The organism is Variovorax paradoxus B4 (assembly GCF_000463015.1).
Lineage (GTDB): Bacteria > Pseudomonadota > Gammaproteobacteria > Burkholderiales > Burkholderiaceae_C > Variovorax > Variovorax paradoxus_E.
Genome location: NC_022247.1, coordinates 3,742,176 through 3,760,636, shown reverse-complemented (window position 1 = coordinate 3,760,636; position 18,461 = coordinate 3,742,176). Strand labels below are relative to the sequence as shown.

The window sequence follows — 18,461 nt, the reverse complement described above, 5'->3', positions numbered from 1 at the left end:
TCAGTCCTTGCTGCCGGCCGAGAGCGCGCGCAGTTCCTCGGCGCTGAAGCCCGCACGCCCGCGGGCTTCGAGGTTGAAGGGCGGCTTCAGGCGCGGCGCTTCGTAGCGCGCCACGAGTTCGGGGTAGGTTGCCTCGGGGTCGAGGCCGGCGCGCTCGCAGAGCCAGCGGTACCAGCGGTTGCCGATGGCCACATGGCCGACTTCGTCGCGCAGGATGATGTCGAGGATCTCGACCGCACGCAGCGCATCGGGCGTGTTGACGCGCTTGAGCTTGGCCTGGATGAGCGGCGTGGCATCGAGCCCGCGTGCTTCGAGCGTGCGCGGCACCAGCGCCATGCGCGCGAGCACGTCGTCTTTCGTCTTCTCGCACATGCTCCAGAGTCCGTCGTGGCCCGGGAAGTCGCCGTAGCGCCAGCCCACGTCCTGCAGGTGCGCATGCAGCAGCGTGAAGTGCTGCGCCTCTTCATCGGCCACGCGCAGCCAGTCGCGGTAGTAGGCCTCGGGCATGCCGTCGTAGCGCCAGACGGCATCGAGCGCGAGATTGATGGCGTTGAACTCGATGTGGCAGATCGAATGGATCAGCGCGGCGCGGCCCTCGGGCGTGAAGGGCGAGCGTTTTTGCACCGCGGTGGCGGCCACGCGCAGCGGACGTTCGGGGCGGCCCGGCACGCCGATGTCATCGCCCATGGCGCGCAGAGGGTCGGTTGCTATGGAATCGGTAGCGGCTCGGGCAGCAGTGGCGCGTGTTGCCGCAACCTTCTGCTCAGGATCGGTGAGTCGCAGCGCGGCCAGCGCGCTCAATCGGGGGTGCATCCCTACAATTCTAGTTTTTGCCCCCGGAGACTCCACGATGGCCCTCTATGAACTCGACGGCGTTGCGCCGCAACTCGGCACCGGTGCATGGGTCGCCGACAGCGCGGAGGTGATCGGCAACGTGCAGCTGGGTGACAACGCGAGCATCTGGTTCGGCGCGGTGCTGCGCGGCGACAACGAGAAGATGACCATCGGGCGCAACAGCAACGTGCAGGACATGTCGATGCTGCATTCCGACCCCGGCAGCCCGCTCACCATCGGCGAGAACGTCACCATCGGCCACCAGGTCATGCTGCATGGCTGCACCATCGGCGACAACTCGCTGATCGGCATCCAGGCCGTGGTCTTGAATAACGCGAAGATCGGCCGCAATTCGATTGTCGGCGCCGGCAGCGTCGTGACCGAGGGCAAGGAGTTTCCCGACAACTCCCTGATCTTCGGCTCACCCGCCAAGGTGATGCGCACGATCAGCGACGAAGACGCCGCGCGCCTGCGGCACGGCTCCGATCACTACGTCAAGAACGCCATTCGCTATGCGAAGGGCCTGAAGAAAATCGCCTGACACCGCGCAGGCCCAACAGAAAGAAGAATCCGTTTTGAGCGAGCTGCACAAATTCCTGTTCGATGGCCTGCCGGTGCGCGGCATGATCGTGCGCCTGACAGATGCGTGGCAGGAAATCCTGGCGCGGCGCGCCTCCAACACATCGACCGGCGCCTATGCGTCGCCCGTGGCCGAGCTGCTCGGCGAGATGACCGCCGCGGCCACGCTGATGCAGGCCAACATCAAGTTCAACGGTGCGCTGATCCTGCAGATCTTCGGCGACGGCCCGGTCAAGGTGGCCGTGGCCGAAGCCAAGCCCGACCTGAGCCTGCGCGCCACCGCCAAGGTGATCGGCGACCTGCCGGCCGATGCGCGCCTGCCCGAGATGGTCAACGTCAACAACAAGGGCCGCTGCGCCATCACGCTCGACCCCAAGGACAAGCTGCCGGGCACCACGCCCTACCAGGGCGTGGTGCCGCTGTTCGACGACGAGGGCGAGAAGCTCGGCAGGCTCAGCGACGTGCTGCAGCACTACATGCTGCAAAGCGAACAGCTCGACACCACGCTGGTGCTCGCGGCCGACGACCAGGTGGCCGCCGGCCTCCTGATCCAGCGCCTGCCGGTGAAGGGCGAGGGCAACCTCGAAGGCACTTCCGACAAGGACCACGACCAGGCCAACGAAGACCAGATCGGCCGCAACGAGGATTACAACCGCATCTCGATCCTCGCCTCGAGCCTCACGCGCGACGAGCTGCTCACGCTCGACATCGAGACCATTCTTCGCCGCCTGTTCTGGGAAGAAAAGCTGCTGCGCTTCGAGCCGCAGGCTGGCCTGCTGGGGCCTCATTTCGCGTGCACCTGCGGCCGCGATCGCGTGGCGCAGATGATCCGCGGGCTCGGCGTGCAGGAGGCCGAGGAAATCCTCGCCGAGCGCGGCGACATCGAGGTGGGCTGCGATTTCTGCGGCAAGCAGTACCGCTTCGACGCGGTCGACACGGCGCAGCTCTTCAAGCCGCCGGGCGACCAGGTTCCGGGCAGCCCGGTCGTCCAGTAACGCTCTTCGCCGAGTGAGGTTCGGCGCGCGGGTGAGCCGAGCCAGCCGCGCTCGCTCAGCGCGGCGCCTTGTCGTCGAAGCCGCTGAACTCGATGTCGGGGGCGCTCGTGTTGTGCTTGGAAGGCAGGCTGCGCCCGAAGCGCACCTGCGTGGCGCTCAGCGTCTTCACGTCGGGAAGGGGCAGCACCTGCTCTGCGGCCTCGGCCGATTCCTGCCAGCGCAGCTCGCTCACGTCGGCGTTGTCGGGCGCCACGTACATCGAGCGCAGCACCGCGAAGGGCCGCGCGTTGGCCGTGGGCTTGGAAAGCGTCACGTCGAGCGCGGTGCGCGCGCGGCTGATCTCGGACACCTTGGCCACGGCGCTGCCGCCTCCGACGAAGCGCAGGTGGATGGCCAGCGGCTTCGGCACGATGCGGATCGACGCAATGTCGACCACAGGCCGGCTGCCTTGCTCGACCGGGCCGAGCAGGAACGAAGAGCCGTAGACCCCGTCGCCGAAGCGCGCTTGCGGCAGTGGCTTGATGCGCCAGTAGCCGTCGGCCGGGTAGAGCACCAGCGCTTCGAGCGCCTTGCCTTCTTCCTTGCGGAAGATCTGCAGCATGTGAAAGCCGCGGTCCGTGCGCGCGCCCACGCGCACCGGCACCTGCTGGGGCCGCCAGAAGCTGGGCAGCGTCATGCCGACGATGCGCCACTGCGCGTCGTCGAGCAGCACCACGCGGCGCGGCTTGAACTTGTGCGCGGGATCGGTGGGATGCGCGCCGCCGTCGAAGTTGCAGCCCGAGAAGTCGGGCGCGGTGGTGTCGCTGCCGACGCTGTCGAGATAGGCCGGCTGCAGCGCCTCGATGCGCATGCGCCGGATGCCTTCGCCGCGCAGCACCATCGACACGTTGTCTTCCTCGGCGCAGGCGGTGGCCGTGGTAGCGTTCTCCACGGTGGCCGAGACGGGCGCGGCCGTGGCAGCGGCACCCGCTGCCAGCAACGCGGCAAGGAAGATGCCGGAGAGATGAGAGGAACGAAGCGGGAACATCAATCAGGTCTCCGAACTGGGGGTTGAAGGCGTGTCGCGGCGTCCGAGCAGGTCGCTGAAAAGACGATGCTCGCATTCCGGGTCGGAGCACTTCTCGCAAGGCCATGACCAGGAGGCGGGTTTCGATTCGAGGCGGCCCCGTGCCCGGGCCCGGGCACGGCCTTCGTCGCCGGCAACGGAATTGATGGCGTTCCACGCATTGGAGAGTCTTTCGCTGCCGGTGCCGTGCACCACGGCGAAAGAAAGCCCCGCGCCCGAAAGCGCCGCGCGCACCAGCGCGTCCGTGGGTTGGCGTGCGTGGTCGCCATCGCGCAACGCGTCCGCAGCCCAGGGAATGTCGAGCGCGGTCAGCAGGGTGATGGCGCAGCGCGCCTGCGCCGCCAGTGCATCGGCATGGAGCGAGGTATCGCCGAACAGCAGTTCGCTGTAGACCGCGGTCATGACGGCCGTGGTGTCGGCCACCACCACACCCGAAGCGGCCGCGGCATCGATGCGGCGCGTCTGCTCTCGCGCGATGGCCTGCTGCTCGTCGGGGCGGGGCGTACGGCCCTCGCGGTCACACCATTCGCGCAGGTATTCGCCCACCAGCGTGGCGGCAATGCCGCGTTCCTGCAGGCGCAGCACGAGCGCGCGGGCGAGTTCGGTCTTGCCGGTGCTCTCGGCACCGAGCAGCGCAATCACGCATCCGGCCGGCAGCATGGGCGTCATGCGCGCGCGGCCCCGTCGTGCATGCGCGTGCGCCACGCAAGGAAGCCCGCCACGCTGAGCACCGCGAACACGGCATAGAGGCCCACCGTGAGCCACAGGCCCTTGTGGATGAACAGGCCCACGCTCACGACGTTCACCGCCAACCACACCAGCCAGTTCTCGATGAACTTGCGCCCGAGCAGGAACTGGCCGACGAGACTGAGCCCGGTCGAGAACCCGTCCCACCAGGGCACGTCGGTGTCGGTGAAGCGGCGCAGGAAGAGGGCGACCGCGGGCCATGCCAGTGCGCAGGCCGCAAGTGCCAGTGCCGTGCCGCGCGGTGAAAGCCGGCTGACCCGCAATGCGCTGCCGTCGGCGCGGTGGCCGCGCAGCCATTGCGACCAGCCCCAGAACGCGACGATCGCGAAGAACACCTGCAGCGAGGCATCGCCGTAGATGCGTGCCTGCGCGAACACGGCCACGTAAAGCAGCGAGCTGATGATCGCCAGCGGCCAGCCCCAATGAATCTCGCGCATGTTGCAGCCGACCATCGCAAGCGCCAGCACCGCGGCCAAGAGTTCGAGCCAGCTGACCGGTGAGCCCCAGAGCGCGAATGCGGGGGCCGAGAAGAACTCGGGCATCAGCCTAGTGGGTGACCTGAACGAACACTTCGTTGGGCTTGACCATGCCCAGTTCCTGCCGTGCACGCTCTTCGACCATCTCGAGGCCGATCTTGAGGTCGTTGACCTCGGAGGCCAGCCGCTCGTTGTTCACCACGGCCTTGGCGTTGGACGCCTTCTGGTCGGCCAGCTTGGACTGCAGCTGCGCCACGTCGCGCACGCTGCCGCGCCCGTTCCACAGCTGCCACTGCAGGATGACCAGCAGCAGCAACAGCACGATGGGTGGAACGAGGCGCGAGCGCATGCCGCCGGCTTCGCGCGCTACTTCAGGTTGTAGAACGCGCCGCGGCCGGGATAGCTGGCGATGTCGCCGAGGTCTTCTTCGATGCGCAGCAGCTGGTTGTACTTGGCGATGCGGTCGGAGCGCGAGAGCGAACCGGTCTTGATCTGGCCCGCGTTGGTGCCCACCGCGATGTCGGCGATGGTGCTGTCTTCGGTTTCGCCCGAGCGGTGCGAGATGACGGCCGTGTAGCCTGCGCGCTTGGCCATCTCGATGGCGGCGAAGGTCTCGGTCAGCGTGCCGATCTGGTTGATCTTGATCAGGATCGAGTTGGCAATGCCCTTGTCGATGCCTTCCTGCAGGATCTTGGTGTTGGTGACGAACAGGTCGTCGCCCACCAGCTGCACGCGCTTGCCGAGGCGGTCGGTGAGCAGCTTCCAGCCGTCCCAGTCGCCTTCGTGCATGCCGTCCTCGATGCTGATGATCGGGTACTTGTCGACCCAGGTGGCGAGCATGTCGGCCCAGTTGCCGGCCGACAGCGTGAGGTTCTCGCCGGAGAGCACGTAGTTGCCGTCCTTGTAGAACTCGCTGGCGGCGCAGTCGAGGCCGAGCGCAATCTGCTCGCCCGCCACGAAGCCGGCCTTGTCGATGGCTTCGAGAATCAGCTGGATGGCTGCCTCATGGCTTTCGACGCTGGGCGCGAATCCACCCTCGTCGCCGACTGCCGTGCTGATGCCGCGGTCGCCCAGGATCTTCTTGAGCGCATGGAACACCTCGGCGCCGTAGCGCACGGCTTCGCGGAAGCTCGGTGCACCCACGGGGATGATCATGAACTCCTGCAGGTCGAGGCTGTTGTTGGCGTGCGCGCCGCCGTTGATGACGTTCATCATCGGCACCGGCAGCTGCATGCCGCCCATGCCGCCGAAGTAGCGGTACAGCGGCAGGCCCGACTCTTCGGCCGCAGCGCGCGCCACGGCCATCGAGACGGCGAGGGTGGCGTTGGCACCCAGGCGGCCCTTGTTGTCGGTGCCGTCCAGGTCGATCATCGTGCGGTCGAGGAAGGCCTGCTCGCTGGCGTCGAGGCCGAGCACGGATTCCGAGATCTCGGTGTTGATGTTCTCCACCGCCTTGAGCACGCCCTTGCCGAGATAGCGTTTCTTGTCGCCGTCGCGCAGCTCGATGGCTTCGCGCGAACCGGTCGATGCGCCCGAGGGCACGGCCGCGCGGCCCATGGTGCCCGATTCGAGCAGCACGTCGCACTCGACTGTGGGATTGCCGCGGCTGTCGAGGATTTCGCGGCCGACGATGTCAACGATTGCACTCATGCGTTTCTCTTTCTTTTCAGTCTCAATTCAATTAATCAAAGGCCTTCGACCGCGACCATGCGCATGACGGCGGTACCGGCGCGGGCTTCGCGCGCCTTCAGGTATTCGGGCGTTTCGTAGAAAGCCCTGGCCTTCTCGAAGCTGGGAAATTTCAGGATGACGAGGCGCGAAGGCGACCAGTCGCCCTCCAGCACTTCGACCTGGCCGCCGCGCACGCACACTTCGGCGCCGTGCGCCTGCATGGCGGCACTCGACCACTTCTTGTATTCCTCGTACTGCGTCGGGTTCGTGACCTCGACGTGGGCGATGACATAACCACTGCTCATGATTGAAAGACGTCCTCCAGAAATGCGTTTTTCTTGGTCACCTGGTCGAGCGCGAGCAGCGTTTCGAGCAGGGCCTTCATGTGCTTGAGCGGCACGGCATTGGGGCCGTCGCTCAGTGCCTTGGCGGGATCGGGGTGCGTTTCCATGAAGAGGCCGGCCACGCCCACGGCCACGGCCGCGCGCGAGAGCACCGGCACCATTTCGCGCTGGCCGCCCGAGCTCGTGCCCTGGCCGCCCGGCAGTTGCACCGAGTGGGTGGCGTCGAACACCACGGGTGCGCCGGTCTCGCGCATGATCGCGAGCGAACGCATGTCCGACACCAGGTTGTTGTAGCCAAAGCTCGCGCCGCGCTCGCAGGCCATGAAGCTGTCTTCGGGCAGGCCGGCTTCCTTGGCGGCAGCGCGCGCCTTGTCGATCACGTTCTTCATGTCGTGCGGTGCGAGGAACTGGCCCTTCTTGATGTTCACCGGCTTGCCCGACTGCGCCACCGCGCGGATGAAGTCGGTCTGGCGGCACAGGAAGGCGGGCGTCTGCAGCACGTCGACCACCTTGGCGGCCTCGGCGATGTCATCCTCGGTATGAACGTCGGTCAGTACGGGCAGGCCGAGTTCGCGCTTCACCTTGGCCAGGATCTCCAGGCCCTTCTCGCGGCCCGGGCCGCGAAAGCTGGTGCCCGAGGAGCGGTTGGCCTTGTCGAAGCTGCTCTTGAAGATGAACGGAATGCCGAGCGAGGAAGTGATTTCCTTCAGCGTGCCAGCCGTGTCCATCTGCAATTGCTCGGATTCGACAACGCAGGGGCCGGCAATCAGGAAGAAGGGCTGGTCGAGCCCGATGTCGAATCCGCAGAGTTTCATAGAGATGCCTCCGTGCTGCGCACTTCGTCATTCGCCTTGGGAGCGGCCCGGCGGCTCATGCCACCGCCTTCAGGTTCTTTGCGCCGCCCGCGCTCTGGGCCTTGTGGTCGAGCGCCGCCTTGATGAAGGCGTTGAACAGCGGATGCCCACTCCACGGCGTCGATTTGAATTCGGGGTGGAACTGCACGCCCATGAACCACGGGTGCACGTCCTGCGGCAGCTCGACGATTTCGGTCAGGTGCTCGCGCTGCGTCAGCGCGGAGATCACGAGGCCGGCAGCGCGCAGTTCGTCGAGGTAGTTGACGTTGGCTTCGTAGCGGTGGCGGTGGCGCTCGGTCACCACGTCGCCATAGATGCTGTGGGCCAGCGTGCCGGGCGAGACGTCGGAACTCTGCGCGCCCAGGCGCATGGTGCCGCCGAGGTCGGACTTCTCGTTGCGCGTCTTCACGGTGCCGTCGGCGTCCTTCCACTCGGTGATCAGCGCGATCACGGGGCAGGGCGTCTCGGGGTCGAACTCGGTGCTGTTGGCGTTCTTGAGGCCCGCCACGTGGCGCGCGTATTCGATGGTGGCCACCTGCATGCCCAGGCAGATGCCGAGGTAGGGCACCTTGCTTTCGCGGGCGAAGCGGGCGGCCGAGATCTTGCCCTCGACGCCGCGCTGGCCGAAGCCGCCGGGCACCAGGATCGCGTCGTACTTGGCAAGCCGCGAGACGTCCTGCGGGGAAATGGTTTCGGAATCGATGTAGTCGATCTTCACGCGCGCATGGTTCTTCATGCCGGCGTGGCGCAGTGCCTCGTTGAGCGACTTGTAGCTGTCGGACAGGTCGACGTACTTGCCGACCATCGCGATGCTTACTTCCTGCTGCGGGTGCTCGACCTCGTACACCAGCTCGTCCCAGCGCTGCAGCTTGGCCGGCGGCGTGTTGATGCGCAGCTTGTCGCAGATCAGACCGTCCAGGCCCTGCTCGTGCAGCATGCGCGGCACCTTGTAGATGGTGTCGACGTCCCACATGGAGATCACGCCCCATTCGGGCACGTTCGAGAACAGCGAGATCTTGGCGCGCTCGTCGTCGGGGATCGGGCGGTCGGCGCGGCACAGCAGCGCGTCGGCCTGGATGCCGATGGCACGCAGTTCCTTGGCGGTGTGCTGCGTGGGCTTGGTCTTGAGCTCGCCGGCTGCGGCAATCCAGGGCACGTAGCTCAGGTGCACGAAGGCCGAGTTGTTCGGGCCCATGCGCAGGCTCATCTGGCGCACGGCTTCGAGGAACGGGAGCGATTCGATGTCGCCCACGGTGCCGCCGATCTCGACGATGGCCACGTCCACTTCATGCGCGGTGCCGAGGCCGGCGCCGCGCTTGATGTATTCCTGGATCTCGTTGGTGATGTGCGGAATCACCTGCACCGTCTTGCCGAGGTAGTCGCCGCGGCGCTCTTTCTCGAGCACGGTCTTGTAGATCTGGCCGGTGGTGAAGTTGTTGGCCTTGCGCATCCGCGTGGTGATGAAGCGCTCGTAGTGGCCGAGGTCGAGGTCGGTCTCGGCACCGTCGTCGGTGACGAACACCTCGCCATGCTGGAACGGTGACATCGTGCCGGGGTCGACATTGATGTACGGATCGAGCTTGATGAGAGTGACCTTGAGGCCGCGCGATTCAAGGATCGCAGCGAGGGAGGCGGAGGCGATTCCCTTGCCAAGGGAAGATACGACACCACCGGTGACGAAGACAAATTTGGTCATGCCAGTTCCGGACCAGAGATCCGGGCAGTGGGAAATTGCGATTATAGGTGTCCCCTTTGTGCCCCTTCGGCCCAAGGCCATCCCATTCCTGATCTTGTCGGTATGTGAGCAACAATATGACTCATGCAAGATCTCGCCGGCAAACACATCGTCCTGGGCCTTACCGGTGGTATCGCCTGCTACAAGTCGGCGGAGTTGTGCCGCCTGTTCGTGAAGGCGGGCGCCACCGTCCAGGTCGTGATGACCGAGGCGGCCGAGCAGTTCATCACGCCGGTCACGATGCAGGCGCTCTCGGGGCGCACGGTCTACACCTCGCAATGGGATGCGCGCGAGCCCAACAACATGCCGCACATCAACCTGAGCCGCGAGGCCGACGCCATCGTGCTGGCGCCCTGCAGCGCCGACTTCATTGCGCGGCTGGTGCAGGGGAGGGCCGACGACCTGCTGAGCCTGATGTGCCTCGCCCGTCCGATGGACCGCGTGCCGCTCCTGATCGCGCCGGCCATGAACCGCGAGATGTGGGCGCATCCCGCGACCCAGCGCAACCTGATGCAGGCGTCGGCCGACGGTGCCACGGTGCTGGGCGTGGGCAGCGGCTGGCAGGCCTGTGGCGAGACGGGCGATGGCCGCATGCTCGAGCCGGCGCAGCTGCTCGAGGACATCACGGCCTTCTTTGCGCCAAAGCTTCTGGCGGGCCAGAAGCTGCTGGTGACCGCAGGCCCTACGTTCGAGCCGCTCGATCCGATACGCGGCATCACCAACCATTCGTCCGGCAAGATGGGTTTCGCCATTGCGCGCGCCGCGCACGAGGCCGGCGCCGAGGTCACGCTGGTGGCCGGTCCGGTGCACCTGCCAACGCCGCGCGGGGTGAACCGCATCGACGTGCTTTCCGCGCAGGACATGCTCGAGGCCACCCTGCGGGCTGCGCAGTCTGCTAGCATTTTTGTAGCGACGGCCGCTGTGGCCGACTGGCGGCCCGCCACCCACAGCGAGCAAAAGATCAAGAAGGACGGCAGCGGCAAGACGCCCGTGCTGAATTTCGTCGAGAACGCCGACATCCTGCTGGCGGTGGCCAGGAGCGAGCGCGCGCAGTCCCGCAAGCTGTTCTGCGTGGGCTTCGCGGCCGAGAGCGAGAACCTGGTCGAACACGCCAAGGCCAAGCGCGAGCGCAAGGGAATCCCGCTCCTGGTCGGCAACATCGGTCCGCTGACCTTCGGGCAGGACGACAATGCGCTGCTGCTGGTGGACGCAACGAGCACGCGCGAGCTGCCGCGTGCGCCCAAGCTCACCCTCGCGCGCGAACTCATGGCCGAGATTGCCGTCCGCCTTCCTGACTGGAGAGTCTGATGAACCCCCAATGGAACACACCGCCCAATGGCGATTTCGCCAGCTACGTCGAGCGGCTGTCGGCCCAGGCCGCGTTGCCGAAGCGGGCGGCGCACGAAGGGGACCATGGGCTCGACGTGGGCATCACGCCCGCACCGGGCGCGCAGGGCGCTGCGGCGGCCGCAGCGCAGCGGCGCGAATCGTCGAACGGGGACACCTCGGCGCCAGGCGCCGGGGCGTTCACGCCCACGGCGCTCAAGATCATGGCTGCGGTGGGGGCCGTGGTGCTCCTGGCGCTGTGGTCGGCCGGGGTGTCCCTCGTCGTGCTGGTGTTCCTGGCGGGCGCGGCTTTCTGGCTCGCCAGCAAGTTCAAGGGACTGAGGCTTTCACCCGGTGTCGCCAAGTGGCAGCAGGTGCTCGAGGAAGCCGCCCGCAAGCAAAGAGAACAGCAACACAAGCAAGGCAAGTAGAAGTGAAAGTAGACGTTCGTATCCTCGATCCACGCATGGTGGACCAATTGCCCGCCTATGCCACGCCCGGCAGCGCAGGGCTTGATCTCAGGGCCTGCCTCGATGCGCCGATCACGCTGGAACCCAACGCCTGGCAGCTCGTGGGCACCGGCATCGCGATCCACCTGGCCGACCCGGCCTATGCGGCGCTGATCCTTCCGCGCTCGGGCCTCGGCCACAAGCACGGCATCGTGCTCGGCAATCTCGTGGGCCTGATCGACAGCGACTACCAGGGCGAACTCAAGATCAGCGCCTGGAACCGCAGCGACACACCCTTCGTGCTCCAGCCGATGGAGCGGCTCGCGCAACTCGTGATCGTGCCGGTCGTGCAGGCGCAGTTTCGCGTGGTCACAGAATTTGCAGCTTCGCAACGCGGCGAAGGCGGCTACGGTTCCACCGGCAAGCACTGAGCCTCCAAGCCTGGCATCGGCTTCGTGTCGGGCCAGTAAAGACCGGAACTGACGGTTCGCGGCGCGCTCCTACGTTTCGGTGTGTGTCTTGCGTCATCCCCGTTGCGGGAGAGACGTTGGATACAGGCTTTGGCGCATCGGGATGCGCCGATTTATCCGAGGAGCCTCTCAACATGAAAATTTCAACGCGCTTCATTTCCATTGCCGCCTCCGTGGTGGCGCTTGCCACGCTCACGGCCTGCGTCGCTCCAGCGCCGGTCTATCACACCTCGCGCTATCCCTACCAGGCTCCGCCGCAAGCCGTTCCGTACCAGGAAGCGGCCTATGTCGAATACGGGCACGTGGCCAACATCGAGGTGCTGCGCAGCGAAACCGCGGGCACCGGGACCACCGGTGGTGGTGCGGTGGCGGGGGGGGTCATCGGCGGCGTTGTGGGCAACCAGTTCGGGCACGGCAGCGGCCGCGCCGCGGCAACCGCCCTGGGCATCGTGGGCGGTGCGTTGCTGGGCAACACCATCGAGGGACAGGCCAGCGGGCCGCGCGCCTACGAGAGCTATCGCATCTCGGTGCAGACCGACCGCGGCGGCTACCGTGCTTTCGACGTGCAGCATCCGGGCGACCTGCGCATCGGCGACCGGGTGCGCATCGACAACGGCCATATCTCGCGCATGTAGCCGTGTTCCGCAGCAAGAAGAAAGCCGGGCACTGCCCGGCTTTTTTTCTTGTTGCAGCAGTCTGCTCTGCCGGTCAGTGCAGCAGATTGTTGCCGGGCGCGGTCGGCGGCACCTTGAAAAAGGCCGTGCCCGCCGTTCCACTGCCGACTTCTTCTTCCGTGGCTTCGCGCACCGAGCGAACCGTGATGTCGAGCCGGACCGCGATGCCGGCGAGCGGATGATTGCCGTCGAGCACCAGATGGTCCGGATAGATCTCGGCCACGGTGTAGATCACGTCCTTGGGCATGGCGTCGCTCACGCCTGCGGGCAGGGCTGCGCCGTCGAAGGTCATGCCTTCCTCGGTGCCTTCGGGGAACAGCGAACGCGGCTCGAGAAAAAGCAGCTGGTCGTTGAAGTCGCCGAAGCCCTGCTCGGGTTCGAGCTGCAATTGCACCCGGGCACCGGGCTCGTGGCCCATCAGGGCGGCTTCGATCACGTCGAAGAGGTCATCGCCTCCCACCATGAATTCCACCGGTTCGTCGAGCACGTCCAGCACTTCGCCCAGAGTGTCTTTCATCGTCCAGGTCAGGCCGACCACGCATTGTTCAGAGATTTCCATTGCAGAATTCTCCCATGGAGATTACACAACCGCTGCCGTTGCTCGGCGGCCTGAGCGCCGCGCAGTTCATGCGGCGGTATTGGCAGAAGAAACCGTTGCTGGTGCGCCAGGCCATTCCCGCCATGGTGCCACCGATCGGGCGCAGCGCGCTCTTTGCCCTGGCGGAGCGCGAGGACGTCGAATCGCGCCTCATCCGCCACGGCAAGGCCGGCTGGACGCTCAAGCACGGGCCGCTCGCGCGGCGCGCATTGCCGCCGCGCCAGCAACCGGCATGGACGCTGCTGGTGCAGGGCGTCGACCTGCATCACGACGGCGTGCACGCGCTGCTGCAGCAGTTTCGCTTCCTGCCCGACGCGCGCCTGGACGACCTGATGATCAGCTACGCGAGCGACCAGGGCGGCGTGGGCGCACATTTCGACAGCTACGACGTGTTCCTGCTCCAGGCGCAGGGCACGCGGCGCTGGTCGATCGGCAGGCAGAGCGACCTGCGCCTGCAGCAGGGTGTGCCGCTCAAGATCCTCGAGAACTTCGAGCCCGAGCAGAGCTTTGTGCTCGAGCCGGGCGACATGCTGTATCTGCCACCGCGCTATGCGCACGACGGTGTGGCGGTCGGCGACGATTGCATGACCTGCTCCATCGGCCTGCGGTCCTCCGCGGCGGGCGAGCTTGGCGCCGACCTGCTGGCGCGCGTGGCGCAGGCGTATGCGGAGGCGCTGGAAGATGCAGGGCCCGCCGAACTGGCGCGCTACCGTGATCCGACGCAGCCCGCGGTCGATGCGCCGGCCGCCATGCCGGCCGCGCTGCAGGCCTTTGCGCGCAAGGCGGTCGATGCCGCGCTGCGCGACCCCCACGCCGTCGACCGTGCGCTGGGCGAATCGCTGACCGAACCCAAGGCCAACGTCTGGTTCGACCAGGAAGGTGCCGAAGTGCCGGCCGTGCTGCACGCCGTGGCGCTCGACCGCCGCACGCGCATGCTCTACGACGCGCGGCATCTCTACATCAACGGCGAGAGCTTTCGTGCGGGCGGGGTCGATGCAACGCTGATGCGGCGGCTGGCCGACCGGCGTGCGCTCGGGCCGCGCGAACTGGCGCGCGCGAGCGACGGTGCGCTCGCACTGCTGGCCGAGTGGTGCGAAGCGGGGTGGGCCCATGCAGAGTGAGAGTCCCGCGGCTGCCGCACCGTCCTTGCCCGAAGGACGGTTCGATGGCCGCGAGGCTTTCGCGGGCATCGTGCGGGCCGCGCTGTCGAGTGCAGCCCGCCAGGGCTGGAGAGAACTGGTCTTCAGCGATCCCGACTTTGCCGACTGGCCGCTCGGCGAGAGGGCCAGCATCGAGGCGCTCCAGGCCTGGTCGGCCACGGGGCGCCGCTTCATGCTGCTGGCGCAACGCTTCGATGTAGTCGAACGTTCACATGCGCGCTTCGTTCCGTGGCGGCGCATGTGGGATCACATCATCGAATGCCGCACGGTGCGCACGGAGGCGGGCAGCGCCGCGGTGCCAAGTGCCATCTGGACGCCCGAGTGGTTCGTCCACCGCACCGATCCCGAGCGCAGCCGCGGCCTGTGCGGCTTCGCCCCGCGTGCGCGGCGCGAACTGCGCGAAACCATGGATGAGTCGTGGCGAACGGGGCGGCCCGCCTTTCCGGCCTCGGCATCGGGCTTGTAAGCCAATGCCGCGAATGAGGCCGTGAGACACAAACGGGCAGCGATGCGGGTCTAGAATTTTTTCGTTCTGACATCCATTGCCAAAGGAGTTTCCATGAAGAAGTCATCGTCCGTCCTGCTCGCTTCGTTGATCGCCGCTGCCGCACTCGTGGCCTGCGGAAAGAAAGAGGACGCCGCACCGGCGGTTGTGACGCCCCCGCCCGCTCCGGTGACCGAACCGGCACCTGCGCCGCCCGCGGCTGCGCCGGCCCCGTCGACCACCGATCCGTCGGCCGCAACCACGCCTTCGCCGGGCGCCTCCTCGGCCCTGGACGCCGCCAATGCCGCGACGGAGGCGGCCAAGAAGGACGAAGCGCCGAAGAAATAGGCACACCCTCAACCGAGGCGTTCATTCGCCCAGCAAAAAGCCGCCTCGTGGCGGCTTTTTCTATGGTGCCTGGGACAGGGCCGCGTGCGAGGCAATCACACGTCCAGCCAGGGCGAGCCTTCCGACGCGCTGGCAGTGAGCATCTCGGCCTCGTGCCCGCCGAGGGCTTCGGCCATGAGGCGCCGCACGATGTCGGGACGGTTGTTCTGCTCGCTCAGGTGCGCCGCGACCACATGGCGCAGGCCGTCGTGGCGAACCGCGCGTGCGATTTCCGCGGCCGCTTCATTCGACAGGTGCCCGTGCCTGCCGCCAACGCGCAGCTTCAGGAATGCAGGATAGGCCGAATTGGCCAGCAGTTCGCTGTCGTGGTTGAACTCGAGCAGCAGCGCATGCACGCCGCTCAAACGGGCCAGCACATGCGCGGTGGCATGGCCCAGGTCGGTCAGCACGCCCAGGGTGCGGGCGCCATCGGAGCAGCGAAGCTGCAGCGGCTCGCGCGCATCGTGCGGCACGGTGAAGGGCTGCACAGCAATATCGCCAACCGCAAACTCGGCATCGTCCCGCGCCAGGTTGAGCCGGCCTTCGAAATCGCGGCCCCCGGTGGCAAGCCAGGTGCCTTCGCTCATCCAGACGGGAATGCGGTTGCGCCGCGACAGCGAGTGGGCGCATCCGATGTGGTCGCCGTGCTCGTGGGTGACGAAGACCGCGTCGATGTCGCCGGCCGCGAGCCCGGCCCTGGCGAGCCGCAGATCGAGTTGCCGCAGGCCGAATCCGCAGTCGATCAGGAGCCGAGAGGTGCGGCCGCCGCTGGTGGATTCCACCAGCGCGGCATTGCCCGTGCTGCCGCTGCCGAGGCTTCGGAAGCGGAGCATGCGGCTTACTTCAGGTCGTCTGCAATGACCTGGACGATGCGCTGCGCGTTGGCCGAGGTTTCGGGCGCGCCGCTTGCGTTCAGCACCGAGACCGTGGTGCTCTCACCCTGGCCGCTCTTCACGAGGATGCGGAACTTGATCGGCGCTTCGTTCTTGTCGGAGCTGCCGAACAGCTTGCCGAAGAAGCCGGGCTCCTTCTTGTCGGGGTTCGGGGTCACGTAGCGCACGTAGTAGATGCCGGCGCTGCGGTCGCGGTCTTCCACGGTGAAGCCGGTGCGGTCGAGTGCCAGGCCCACGCGGCGCCATGCGCGGTCGAAGCCTTCGCTGATCTGCACGACCGGCTGGCCGCCCACGTTGGCGACGGCCGCGGTCTTGGACGGTGCGGTGGTGGCGGCCAGGATCTTCGACTGCTCTTGCGTCACGCCGAGCTTGACCATCAGGCGGCGCAGGAATTCGGTCTCGAGTTCAGGGTCGCTCGGGCGGGGCTGCCAGACGGTCTGGTCCTGGCGGCTGTTGTTGTAGACCTCCTGCATGCCGCGGTGGCTGATGAAGATCTCGGTGCCCGTGGGCGTGCGTTCCAGGCGGGTGCGGAAGCGGTCGAGTTCGCCGGTCGAGTAGACCGAATCGACCAGCTTGCCCAGCGTGCCGCGGATGATGTCCTGCGGCAGCTTGGCACGGTTCTCGGCCCAGTCGGTTTCCATGATGCCGAGGTTGCGCTGCTCGGTGGTCAGGAGGAAGCCGCTTTCCTGCCAGAAATCCTTCACCGGGTCCCAGAGCTGGTCGGGCGAGCGGTTGATGACGATCCAGCGCTGCGTGCCCGAACGCTCCATGCGAACGTCGCCGATGTTGGCCACCGCGGTGGGAATGCCCGGGGCGTTGGCGGCACCGGCCTGGTAGGCGTTGGCCGTGACCGCACCGCCCGGCACCGCATAGCGGTTCTCACGCGAGAGCTGCGACAGGTCGGGCGGGACTTCGAGCGTCGGGGCCTTGCCGGCGCTCTTGTAGTCGATCTTGTCGCTCTCGAGAACGGAGCAGGCGGCGAGGCTGACAACGAGGGTGGCCAGCAGTGCAGCTCGCGAAATGTTCGAAAGGTTCTTCAACGTCGTCTTCCTTGTTGGAATGGGTTCGGTCAATCTGTGGGCCGCATTGCCCGCACTCTCTGAGCACGGTTCAGGCAAAAGGTTGCGTGACCTCGATGCGGCAGGGGGAAAGAGATTGGGGGGCGAGATGAAAACGGGGTCAGCCCTTGAGCAGGCCGGTGGCGCGCAGGGCGGTCTCGACCACGGGCCGGTTCGTTTCCGCCAGCTCGGTGAGCGGCAGCCGCAATGCGCCGCCGCACAGGCCAAGCCTGGACATGGCCCACTTCAGCGGGATCGGATTGGGTTCCACGAACAGGTGGCGATGCAGCGGCATCAGTTCGAACTGGATCTGCATGGCGCGCCGCACATCGCCGGCGATGGCCGCAACGCACAGCTCATGCATCTTGCGCGGCGCGATGTTGGCCGTGACGCTGATGTTGCCCTGGCCGCCGCAGAGCATCAGGGCTACCGCGGTCGGGTCGTCGCCGGAATAGACGGCAAAGTGCTTGGGCAGGTCGCGGATGAGCCATTGCGCGCGCTCGATGTTGCCGGTGGCTTCCTTGATGCCGATGATGCCCGGCACCTGCGCCAGGCGCAGCACGGTGTCGTGCGCCATATCGGCCACGGTGCGGCCGGGCACGTTGTACAGCACGGTGGGCAGGTCGCCCACGGCTTCGGCGATGGCCTTGAAGTGCCGGTACTGGCCTTCCTGCGTCGGCTTGTTGTAGTAAGGCACGACCTGCAGCTGCGAATCGGCCCCCACGCCCTTGGCGAACTTGGCGAGCTCGATCGCTTCCTTGGTCGAGTTGGCGCCGCAGCCGGCCATCACGGGCACGCGGCCCTTGGCCTGCTCGACCGCCACGCGGATGATCTCGCAATGCTCTTCCACGTCGACCGTGGGCGATTCGCCGGTGGTGCCGACCACGCCGAGGCAATCGGTGCCTTCGTCGATGTGCCAGTCGATCAGCCGGCGCAGGGCGGGGTAGTCGACACTGCCGTCGTCGTGCATCGGCGTGACGAGAGCGACGATGCTGCCTGTCAGTTGCTCCAAGGGGAATCTCTCTGTCGGGTGGACGAAAGCGCCGATTCTACTTACTCCGGCATCCCGGGAAGCGGCCGCCCCGGGGGGCTCAGTTTCCCTGCAGCAGATGGCGTGGGGGCTGGCCTACGTTGGCATCGCCGGCGCGGATGGCCGCGATGCGCTGCACGAAGCGCGCCGGTTCGGCGAGGAAGCCGTCTTCATAGGCCACCACGCGCAATTCCTTGCAGGCAGCCAGCAGTTCGCCGGGCTGCAGCAGGAAGTCGGGGCGCGAGGGCTTGCCCACCGTCTCGTTGCCGGCTGCGAAGGTTTCGTAAAGCAGCACGCCGCCGGGCGCGACCGCGGCCACGATGTCCGCCATGCGCGGGCGCCACAGGTAGTTGGTGACGACCACTGTGCCGAAGGCCTGGTCCGCGAAGGGCCAGGGGCCGGCCTCGATGTCGGCGGTCAGCACGCGGCCGAAGGCGCCCGCGGCCTCGGCGGCTTCCGCCGAGCGATCCACGCCCGTGACCCCATGCCCGCGCGCCGCGAACCACTGCATGTGCCGTCCGTGGCCGCATGCCACGTCGAGCACGGTGGCTCCAGGGGCGAGCAGGTGCGACCACCGCACGATCCATTCCGACGGCTCCGTTCCGCCATGCGAAGGTGCTACATCTTTCAT

Annotated in this window: 23 protein-coding genes; 9 read left to right on the top strand and 14 right to left on the bottom strand. The window is 66.8% G+C overall.

Going from position 1 to position 18,461, the window contains the following annotated elements; genetic code table 11:
- Complete coding sequence (locus tag VAPA_RS17555) at positions 1–813, bottom strand: ferritin-like domain-containing protein (protein ID WP_021008109.1); 813 nt, start codon at positions 811–813, stop codon at positions 1–3.
- Positions 814–850: 37 nt separating this feature from the next.
- Here VAPA_RS17555 and VAPA_RS17550 point away from each other — a divergent pair, with 37 nt between their 5' ends.
- The gene (locus tag VAPA_RS17550; RefSeq protein WP_018905892.1) at positions 851–1,375 is read left to right on the top strand and encodes a gamma carbonic anhydrase family protein; all 525 of its coding nucleotides are present in this window, start codon (positions 851–853) and stop codon (positions 1,373–1,375) included.
- A 34-nt stretch (positions 1,376–1,409) separates the two neighbouring features.
- Positions 1,410–2,408: an Hsp33 family molecular chaperone HslO gene (gene hslO / locus VAPA_RS17545; RefSeq protein WP_021008108.1), complete on the top strand. Its 999-nt coding sequence runs from the start codon at positions 1,410–1,412 to the stop codon at positions 2,406–2,408.
- 55 nt (positions 2,409–2,463) lie between these two features.
- On the opposite strand, the gene VAPA_RS17540 is transcribed toward hslO, so the two are convergent.
- From VAPA_RS17540 to VAPA_RS17505, 8 genes are read right to left on the bottom strand one after another with little or no spacing between them, the layout of a single operon-like run.
- Positions 2,464–3,435 (bottom strand): hypothetical protein, encoded by a 972-nt coding sequence (locus tag VAPA_RS17540; RefSeq protein WP_021008107.1) that lies wholly within the window; start codon positions 3,433–3,435, stop codon positions 2,464–2,466.
- Positions 3,436–3,438: 3 nt separating this feature from the next.
- Positions 3,439–4,143: an AAA family ATPase gene (locus VAPA_RS17535; RefSeq protein WP_021008106.1), complete on the bottom strand. Its 705-nt coding sequence runs from the start codon at positions 4,141–4,143 to the stop codon at positions 3,439–3,441.
- Positions 4,140–4,763: a nicotinamide riboside transporter PnuC gene (gene pnuC / locus VAPA_RS17530; RefSeq protein ID WP_021008105.1), complete on the bottom strand. Its 624-nt coding sequence runs from the start codon at positions 4,761–4,763 to the stop codon at positions 4,140–4,142. The genes VAPA_RS17535 and pnuC overlap by 4 nt, the downstream gene beginning before the upstream one ends.
- A 4-nt stretch (positions 4,764–4,767) precedes the next feature.
- A complete protein-coding gene (ftsB, locus tag VAPA_RS17525; protein ID WP_021008104.1) occupies positions 4,768–5,046 on the bottom strand; it encodes a cell division protein FtsB in 279 nt (92 codons plus the stop codon).
- A 17-nt stretch (positions 5,047–5,063) separates the two neighbouring features.
- Positions 5,064–6,347: a phosphopyruvate hydratase gene (gene eno / locus VAPA_RS17520; protein WP_018905898.1), complete on the bottom strand. Its 1,284-nt coding sequence runs from the start codon at positions 6,345–6,347 to the stop codon at positions 5,064–5,066.
- Between the two features lie 35 nt (positions 6,348–6,382).
- A complete protein-coding gene (locus VAPA_RS17515; RefSeq protein WP_021008103.1) occupies positions 6,383–6,673 on the bottom strand; it encodes a DUF1330 domain-containing protein in 291 nt (96 codons plus the stop codon).
- Complete coding sequence (kdsA, locus tag VAPA_RS17510; RefSeq protein WP_021008102.1) at positions 6,670–7,527, bottom strand: 3-deoxy-8-phosphooctulonate synthase; 858 nt, start codon at positions 7,525–7,527, stop codon at positions 6,670–6,672. Before kdsA ends, VAPA_RS17515 begins: the two co-directional genes overlap by 4 nt.
- Before the next feature lie 55 nt (positions 7,528–7,582).
- On the bottom strand, positions 7,583–9,262 hold the full coding sequence (locus VAPA_RS17505; protein WP_021008101.1) for a CTP synthase: 1,680 nt from the start codon (positions 9,260–9,262) through the stop codon (positions 7,583–7,585).
- A 123-nt stretch (positions 9,263–9,385) separates the two neighbouring features.
- Here VAPA_RS17505 and coaBC point away from each other — a divergent pair, with 123 nt between their 5' ends.
- From coaBC to VAPA_RS17485, 4 genes are all read left to right on the top strand, one after another.
- Complete coding sequence (gene coaBC, locus VAPA_RS17500; RefSeq protein ID WP_021008100.1) at positions 9,386–10,609, top strand: bifunctional phosphopantothenoylcysteine decarboxylase/phosphopantothenate--cysteine ligase CoaBC; 1,224 nt, start codon at positions 9,386–9,388, stop codon at positions 10,607–10,609.
- Positions 10,609–11,058, top strand: coding sequence for a hypothetical protein (locus tag VAPA_RS17495; protein ID WP_021008099.1), 450 nt, complete (start codon positions 10,609–10,611; stop codon positions 11,056–11,058). The genes coaBC and VAPA_RS17495 overlap by 1 nt, the downstream gene beginning before the upstream one ends.
- Before the next feature lie 2 nt (positions 11,059–11,060).
- Positions 11,061–11,507: a dUTP diphosphatase gene (gene dut / locus VAPA_RS17490; RefSeq protein ID WP_021008098.1), complete on the top strand. Its 447-nt coding sequence runs from the start codon at positions 11,061–11,063 to the stop codon at positions 11,505–11,507.
- Between the two features lie 173 nt (positions 11,508–11,680).
- The gene (locus VAPA_RS17485) at positions 11,681–12,181 is read left to right on the top strand and encodes an outer membrane lipoprotein (RefSeq protein ID WP_021008097.1); all 501 of its coding nucleotides are present in this window, start codon (positions 11,681–11,683) and stop codon (positions 12,179–12,181) included.
- 73 nt (positions 12,182–12,254) lie between these two features.
- Here the strand turns inward: VAPA_RS17485 and VAPA_RS17480 are convergent, their stop codons facing one another.
- Positions 12,255–12,779, bottom strand: coding sequence for an FKBP-type peptidyl-prolyl cis-trans isomerase (locus tag VAPA_RS17480; RefSeq protein WP_021008096.1), 525 nt, complete (start codon positions 12,777–12,779; stop codon positions 12,255–12,257).
- Positions 12,780–12,793: 14 nt separating this feature from the next.
- Between VAPA_RS17480 and VAPA_RS17475 the strand changes: the two genes are divergently transcribed.
- From VAPA_RS17475 to VAPA_RS17465, 3 genes are all read left to right on the top strand, one after another.
- Positions 12,794–13,939, top strand: a complete 1,146-nt coding sequence (locus VAPA_RS17475; protein ID WP_021008095.1) for a cupin domain-containing protein — start codon at positions 12,794–12,796, stop codon at positions 13,937–13,939.
- Complete coding sequence (locus tag VAPA_RS17470; protein WP_021008094.1) at positions 13,929–14,444, top strand: hypothetical protein; 516 nt, start codon at positions 13,929–13,931, stop codon at positions 14,442–14,444. The genes VAPA_RS17475 and VAPA_RS17470 overlap by 11 nt, the downstream gene beginning before the upstream one ends.
- A gap of 93 nt (positions 14,445–14,537) precedes the next feature.
- Positions 14,538–14,810 carry a hypothetical protein gene (locus VAPA_RS17465; RefSeq protein ID WP_021008093.1) on the top strand — a complete coding sequence of 91 codons (273 nt, stop codon included), beginning with the start codon at positions 14,538–14,540 and terminating at the stop codon, positions 14,808–14,810.
- A gap of 95 nt (positions 14,811–14,905) precedes the next feature.
- Here VAPA_RS17465 and VAPA_RS17460 read toward each other — a convergent pair whose 3' ends face one another.
- From VAPA_RS17460 to VAPA_RS17445, 4 genes are all read right to left on the bottom strand, one after another.
- Positions 14,906–15,682 carry an MBL fold metallo-hydrolase gene (locus VAPA_RS17460; protein WP_021008092.1) on the bottom strand — a complete coding sequence of 259 codons (777 nt, stop codon included), beginning with the start codon at positions 15,680–15,682 and terminating at the stop codon, positions 14,906–14,908.
- A gap of 5 nt (positions 15,683–15,687) precedes the next feature.
- A complete protein-coding gene (gene bamC, locus VAPA_RS17455) occupies positions 15,688–16,782 on the bottom strand; it encodes an outer membrane protein assembly factor BamC (protein ID WP_021008091.1) in 1,095 nt (364 codons plus the stop codon).
- A gap of 139 nt (positions 16,783–16,921) precedes the next feature.
- Positions 16,922–17,848 (bottom strand): 4-hydroxy-tetrahydrodipicolinate synthase, encoded by a 927-nt coding sequence (dapA, locus tag VAPA_RS17450; protein WP_413470484.1) that lies wholly within the window; start codon positions 17,846–17,848, stop codon positions 16,922–16,924.
- Between the two features lie 43 nt (positions 17,849–17,891).
- Complete coding sequence (locus VAPA_RS17445) at positions 17,892–18,461, bottom strand: class I SAM-dependent methyltransferase (RefSeq protein ID WP_021008089.1); 570 nt, start codon at positions 18,459–18,461, stop codon at positions 17,892–17,894.

Bases quoted from the DNA above. Each gene is read 5' to 3' on its own strand.
- VAPA_RS17555 (WP_021008109.1), bottom strand. From the start codon at position 813: ATGCACCCCCGATTGAGCGCGCTGGCCGCGCTGCGACTCACCGATCCT.
- VAPA_RS17550 (WP_018905892.1), top strand. From the start codon at position 851: ATGGCCCTCTATGAACTCGACGGCGTTGCGCCGCAACTCGGCACCGGT.
- VAPA_RS17540 (WP_021008107.1), bottom strand. From the start codon at position 3,435: ATGTTCCCGCTTCGTTCCTCTCATCTCTCCGGCATCTTCCTTGCCGCG.
- VAPA_RS17535 (WP_021008106.1), bottom strand. From the start codon at position 4,143: ATGACGCCCATGCTGCCGGCCGGATGCGTGATTGCGCTGCTCGGTGCC.
- pnuC (WP_021008105.1), bottom strand. From the start codon at position 4,763: ATGCCCGAGTTCTTCTCGGCCCCCGCATTCGCGCTCTGGGGCTCACCG.
- ftsB (WP_021008104.1), bottom strand. From the start codon at position 5,046: ATGCGCTCGCGCCTCGTTCCACCCATCGTGCTGTTGCTGCTGCTGGTC.
- eno (WP_018905898.1), bottom strand. From the start codon at position 6,347: ATGAGTGCAATCGTTGACATCGTCGGCCGCGAAATCCTCGACAGCCGC.
- VAPA_RS17515 (WP_021008103.1), bottom strand. From the start codon at position 6,673: ATGAGCAGTGGTTATGTCATCGCCCACGTCGAGGTCACGAACCCGACG.
- kdsA (WP_021008102.1), bottom strand. From the start codon at position 7,527: ATGAAACTCTGCGGATTCGACATCGGGCTCGACCAGCCCTTCTTCCTG.
- VAPA_RS17505 (WP_021008101.1), bottom strand. From the start codon at position 9,262: ATGACCAAATTTGTCTTCGTCACCGGTGGTGTCGTATCTTCCCTTGGC.
- coaBC (WP_021008100.1), top strand. From the start codon at position 9,386: ATGCAAGATCTCGCCGGCAAACACATCGTCCTGGGCCTTACCGGTGGT.
- VAPA_RS17495 (WP_021008099.1), top strand. From the start codon at position 10,609: ATGAACCCCCAATGGAACACACCGCCCAATGGCGATTTCGCCAGCTAC.
- VAPA_RS17485 (WP_021008097.1), top strand. From the start codon at position 11,681: ATGAAAATTTCAACGCGCTTCATTTCCATTGCCGCCTCCGTGGTGGCG.
- VAPA_RS17480 (WP_021008096.1), bottom strand. From the start codon at position 12,779: ATGGAAATCTCTGAACAATGCGTGGTCGGCCTGACCTGGACGATGAAA.
- VAPA_RS17475 (WP_021008095.1), top strand. From the start codon at position 12,794: ATGGAGATTACACAACCGCTGCCGTTGCTCGGCGGCCTGAGCGCCGCG.
- VAPA_RS17470 (WP_021008094.1), top strand. From the start codon at position 13,929: ATGCAGAGTGAGAGTCCCGCGGCTGCCGCACCGTCCTTGCCCGAAGGA.
- VAPA_RS17465 (WP_021008093.1), top strand. From the start codon at position 14,538: ATGAAGAAGTCATCGTCCGTCCTGCTCGCTTCGTTGATCGCCGCTGCC.
- VAPA_RS17460 (WP_021008092.1), bottom strand. From the start codon at position 15,682: ATGCTCCGCTTCCGAAGCCTCGGCAGCGGCAGCACGGGCAATGCCGCG.
- VAPA_RS17445 (WP_021008089.1), bottom strand. From the start codon at position 18,461: ATGAAAGATGTAGCACCTTCGCATGGCGGAACGGAGCCGTCGGAATGG.